The organism is Pseudomonas mosselii (assembly GCF_003205295.1).
GTDB classification, from domain to species: Bacteria; Pseudomonadota; Gammaproteobacteria; order Pseudomonadales; family Pseudomonadaceae; genus Aquipseudomonas; species Aquipseudomonas mosselii_B.
Genome location: NZ_QJRP01000071.1, coordinates 1 through 2,812, shown reverse-complemented (window position 1 = coordinate 2,812; position 2,812 = coordinate 1). Strand labels below are relative to the sequence as shown.

The following is a 2,812-nucleotide window of genomic DNA, read 5'->3' as shown; positions in this document are numbered from 1 at the left end:
CCCCACCACACCCCCTTGGCCCTGAGCCTGGCCATCGGCAGCCTCGCCGTGCCCGCGCTGGCCGCCGATCCCACCGACCACCTCGACACCGTCGTCGTGGTCGGCACCCACCGCAGCGACCTCACCGCCCTGCAAAGTGCCGCCCCGGTGGACGTGCTCAGCGGCGAAAAGCTCCAGGAAACCGGCGCCCGCGACCTGTCCGGCGCCCTCACCGCGCTGTCGCCTTCGTTCAACTACCCGCACTCGCCCCAGGGCGCCTTCGCCGGTTCCATCGCCCAGGGCGCCTCGCTGCGCGGCCTGGCCTCCGACCAGGTGCTGGTGCTGGTCAACGGCAAGCGCCGCCACACCAGCGCCAACGTCACCCGCCAGGGCCTGGCCAACGGCCGCGGCGCGGCAGCGGTGGACCTGAGCCTGATCCCGCTGGCGGCGGTCGAGCGGGTGGAGATCCTGCGCGACGGCGCCGCCGCCCAGTACGGTTCGGACGCCATCGCCGGAGTGATCAACATCGTGCTCAAGGAGCGCGACGAAGGCGGCAACCTCGGCTACCGCTTCGGCGGCTACGACAAGGGCGACGGCCTGCAGCGCAAGCTCAGCGGCTGGAAAGGCTTCGCCCTGCCCAACGACGGTTTCCTCACCCTGGCCTTCGACGCCGGCAGCCAGGACCCGGCCAGCGACACCCGCGACGACAACCGGATCTTCTACCCCGGTTCCACCAGCACCGCGACCCCGCGCGAGCAGAACAACCGCTACCGCAACTGGCGCTGGGGCTCGGGCAATGTCTCGGACCAGTACAACTTCACCGCCAACGCCGAAATGGGCCTGGGCGATGGCCTGAGTGCCTACGGCCTGGCCACCTACGCGCACAAGAACACCGATGCCGAGAACTTCTTCGACCCGCCCACGACCCTGCGCAACAACTATGGCAGCGTGGCCCTGGCGCGCTACCCGGACGGGCGCCTGCCGATCACCCGCTACGGCCTGGAGGACTACGCCGTCACCGGTGGCCTGCGCTACGAGGAGGAGGCCCTCGGGCACTTCGACCTGGCCGTGAACCATGGCAACAACCGCGTCGACTCCACCGACCGCGATGCCATCAACCCCAGCTGGGGCACAGCCAGCGCCTCGACGATCTACACCGGCCGGCGCGAGGCTGACCAGACCAACCTCACCCTGGACTGGACCCGCGACTTCGCCACCGACCTGCTGTTCAAACCACTGACGGTGTCCGCCGGCCTGGCCTGGCGCGAGGAAAACTACCAACTCAGCGCCGGTGACGCCCAGGGCTGGCAGAACGGGCCGCTGTTCAACACCGTCGACCCGCTGACCGGGCGGCGTATTCCCGGCTACTACTCGGGCATCACCCAGGTCGACGCCGCCTCCCTCGACCGCCGGGTGATCGGTGCCTACTTCGACCTCGAAGGGCAGATCACCGAGCAATTCCAGGCCGGTTTCGCCCTGCGCAGCGAGCACTACTCCGACTTCGGCGACACCACCAACGGCAAGCTGTCGCTGCGCTACGACTTCACCCCCCAGATCGCCGCCCGGGCCAGCGCCAGCACCGGCTACCGCGCACCGTCCCTGGTGCAGTCGGGGCTGTCGTCGTTCAGCGTGCAGGTGGTCGAGCAGCCGCCGGGCAGCGGCAACTGGGTCGAGGTGCAACAGCGCACCCTGCGCGCCGACAGCCCCGAAGCGCAACTGCTGGGCGGCAAGGCGCTCAAGCCCGAGGAGTCGACCAACTTCTCGGTCGGCCTGGTGTGGCGCCCGCTGGCCAACGCGTCGCTGACCGTCGACGCCTATCGCATCGACATCGACAACCGCATCACCCTGTCCGACCAACTGCCGGCGTCGGTGGTCGGGCCAATCTTCGCCGGCACGCCCTACGCCAATATCCAGAGCGCGGCGTTCTACACCAACATTGCCGACACCCGCACCGACGGCATCGAACTGGCCGGGCACTACCAGCTCGACCTCGGCGCCTGGGGCCGGCTGGACCTCAACGGCGGCTATGCCCGCACCAACACCCGCATCACCGGGCTGGACGACGTCGGCGGCATTGCCGGCAATCAGATCATCGGCCGCAACACCCAGGGACTGATCGAGGACGGCACGCCCAAGGACAAGCTGACCCTGAGCGCCAACTGGCAGTACCAGGGCTGGAACGTGACCGTGGCCCAGCGCCGCTACGGCCAGTGGCAGAACCGCAACGCCGCCAACCCGGCGCTGGACCAGACCTTCGGCGCGCAGTGGGTGACCGACCTGGACGTGGCCTACCGTTTCGGGCTGGGGCTGACCTTGTCGGTGGGTGCGATCAACCTGTTCGACAGCCACCCCGACAAACTCGAGGGCGCGCAGTTGTACGGGGTGCCGAAGTACTCGATCACCAGCCCAGAAGGGGCGCAGGGGGCGTTCTACTACACCAGCCTGAGCTATGACTTTTGAGGGGGTGTGGGGGGGCTGGTGCCAGGCGATAGTCTTGCAGCGCTCTCGAGATCGAGCGCCGCGCGGGCGGCGCTCGATCGCATAGGCGCTACAACTCTCTCGCCAAACACACCCTAAGTTCCCCTCAAGACGCGAGGATAAAGTCCGCCACCGTCACGCTGGTCGCATCCCCCACCCCGACCAGGCGAATGGAGTCAGGCCCACCGAAACTGACCAGCGTATCGGCACCCACATCGGCAATGCTGACACTGACGGCAAAGCTCGCCGCGGTAATGCTCAGCGCCGTGATATCCAGCCGGTCCTGGCCGCCTGCCGGGGCGGCATCGAACCCGAACACCTGGTCGGTGCCGAAGCCTGCGGCGAACTGGAAGAT

At 68.4% G+C, this 2,812-nt stretch carries 1 protein-coding gene and 1 pseudogene; one reads left to right on the top strand and one right to left on the bottom strand.

The window, feature by feature from the left end:
* On the top strand, positions 1 to 2,439 hold a 2,439-nt coding region (locus DMX06_RS25965), incomplete at its 5' end, for a TonB-dependent receptor plug domain-containing protein (protein ID WP_220037424.1).
* A 124-nt stretch (positions 2,440 to 2,563) separates the two neighbouring features.
* Here DMX06_RS25965 and DMX06_RS25960 read toward each other — a convergent pair.
* A pseudogene (locus DMX06_RS25960) lies at positions 2,564 to 2,812 on the bottom strand (calcium-binding protein); the annotation flags it as partial.